The organism is Sulfurovum sp., from assembly GCF_049668085.1.
GTDB lineage: Bacteria > Campylobacterota > Campylobacteria > Campylobacterales > Sulfurovaceae > Sulfurovum.
Map to the genome: position 1 here is coordinate 1 of NZ_JBATIY010000119.1, position 2,642 is coordinate 2,642.

The following is a 2,642-nucleotide window of genomic DNA, read 5'->3' on the forward strand; positions in this document are numbered from 1 at the left end:
GGATAAAGAAGACAACTCTATTACAATCGGTGATAATGGTATAGGGATGAATGAAGCAGACTTGATGGATCATTTGGGAACCATTGCCAAGTCTGGTACGAAAGCATTTATGGAAAACCTTACGGGTGATGCAAAAAAAGATTCAAATCTTATTGGACAGTTCGGAGTAGGGTTTTACTCTGTGTTCATGGTAGCAGAGAAAGTAGATGTTATCTCTAAAAAAGCTGGGGAAGATCAAGCTTATATGTTCAGTACAGATGGTACAGGTGAGTATGAGGTGAAGCCTGTGACGAAAGAAGAGCATGGAACTATTATCTACATTAAGCTTAAAGAGGATGAAAAAGAGTTTTTAGATAAGTGGAGAACACAAGAGGTAGTTAAGAAGTACTCTAACCATATTGCATACCCGATCATGTTGACCTACTCTGAAGAAGAGACAGAGGGTGAAGGTGATGAGGCAACGACTAAAATGGTCAATAAATCTGAACAGATCAATGCTGCTACTGCATTATGGACAGTTTCTAAATCTGAATTGAAAAAAGAAGATTATTCAGAGTTCTATAAAACCTTGGCACATGGTGATGATGAACCACTGACATATTTGCACAATAAAGTAGAGGGTGCCAATGAGTTTACAACACTTTTCTATATCCCTAAAAAAGCGCCTATGGATATGTATAGACCAGATTATGAAGCAGGCGTAAAACTTTATGTCAAACGGGTTTTTATCACAGATGACAATAAGGAGTTGTTACCACCATATTTGCGTTTCGTAAAAGGTATCATTGATTCTGAAGATCTACCGTTGAATGTGTCTCGTGAGTTACTTCAAGAGAACAGGATTTTGGCAAACATTAAACAAAATTCTACAAAGAAGATACTACAGGCAATTAAAAAACTAAGTGGTGAAGATGCTGATACATTCATTGAACAATACAATAGAGTCATGAAAGAGGGTATTTACATTGACAGTGTCAATAAGGAGTTGCTACTTGATATAGTCAAATATAAGAGTTCAACGGAAGAAGGCCTGGTATCATTTGAAGAGTATATGAGCCGTGGTAATTCTGAGAAAAAAGAGATCTATTATATTGTAGGTGATGATGAAAAAGTGTTGAGAAATTCACCACTGCTTGAAGCCTATAAAAAAGCCAATATCGAAGTACTTATCATGGATGACAAAGAGGTAGACAGTATTGTGACCCCTATGATAGGTTCTTATAAAGAGTGGAGTCTCAAAGACATTACAACGATCGATGCACCAGACTCTAAGAGTGAAGAAGAAAAAGAAGAGATCTCTAAAGAGTTTAAATCACTGACTGATAAGATCAAAGAAGTGTTGGGTGAAGAGGTCAAAGAGGTAAAAACTTCTACAAGACTTACTTCTAGTCCATCATGTGTGCTTAAAGACAGTTCAGACCCTATGGCTGGTATGGCTGCAATGTTTGCTCAAATGGGACAAGAGATGCCAGAGATACCTCTTATTTTAGAGATCAATCCCGACCACGAGATGATCAAAAAGCTGGATAGTCTTGAAGATAAGTCACTCTTTGATGATCTCTCATGGATTCTTTTAGATTCTGCAAAACTCTCAGAGGGACTTGAGCCTAAAGACAAAGGAGCATTCGCGCAAAGGGTAGCTTCTCTAGCGACAAAAGTACTATAGTGATAAGTTTAACTAGGGCATACCATAAAAAATGGTGTGCCTTCTAAAGTCGATTAAAGAAGTTGCTCAAACTCATGCATTGACATAGGTCTATGGCCATAATACCCTTGGTAGATATCACAATTTAAATTTTTTAATGATTCTAATGTTTCCTTATCTTCCACCCCTTCTGCTAAAACCTTAAAATCAAACTTTTCAGCAATGGCGATCACCGCTTCAACGATGATGGCATCCCCTTTGCTTTCATGCATATTTAAAATAAAAGATTGGTCTATTTTAACTAGGTTGACAGGGAGTTGTTTGAGATAGGAAAGTGAAGAGTATCCTGTTCCAAAATCATCTATGGCAACAGTAAATCCAAAACTTTTTAATTCTTTGATCTTTTTTGCCGCATCATCAATATTGCGCATAATACCACTCTCTACTATTTCTAATTCGATCCATTCTGGTTTTACGCCGTGTTTGTAAAGTTGTATCATGAGCTTTTCAACAAAGTGGGGTTGTAAAAAATGTAGAGTTGAAATGTTAAGTGCAATGTGATCTAATGGAAAATGACCTAGACGCTTAGTTAAATCCTTTATTTCAGCTAAGGCTCTATCAATGATCCACTCTTCAAGTTTGATAATGATACCACTCTCTTCAGCAATAGGTATAAATAGCCCTGGAGAGATAAACCCTTTTTCTGGATGTTCCCATCGTACAAGTGCTTCTGCACCGATAATTTTATTTTGTTTTATATCCATTTGTGGCTGATAGTGGACAATGAGTTCATTGTTTCTCATCGCTTTATGTATATCATTTTCTACCATGAGCGTTTCTTGTGTTTCTTTACTCATACTGCTTGCATAGAATTTATTCGTACCTCTAGTATCTTTCTTGGCTTCATACATGGCTGTCTCAGAACGTTTTAGAAGATCATAAGCAGACACTGTATTATTATTGAACATTACGACACCAGTAGTGAAACTTAAATGCT

The 2,642-nt window shown here is 36.8% G+C and carries 2 protein-coding genes; one reads left to right on the top strand and one right to left on the bottom strand.

Features of this window, described 5'->3' with window-relative positions; translation table 11 throughout:
• The coding region (htpG, locus tag WBM70_RS07910) for a molecular chaperone HtpG (protein ID WP_424557962.1) at window positions 1-1,666 on the top strand (1,666 nt) is incomplete at its 5' end.
• Between the two features lie 53 nt (window positions 1,667-1,719).
• Here the strand turns inward: htpG and WBM70_RS07915 are convergent.
• On the bottom strand, window positions 1,720-2,642 hold a 923-nt coding region (locus WBM70_RS07915), incomplete at its 5' end, for a putative bifunctional diguanylate cyclase/phosphodiesterase (protein ID WP_424557963.1).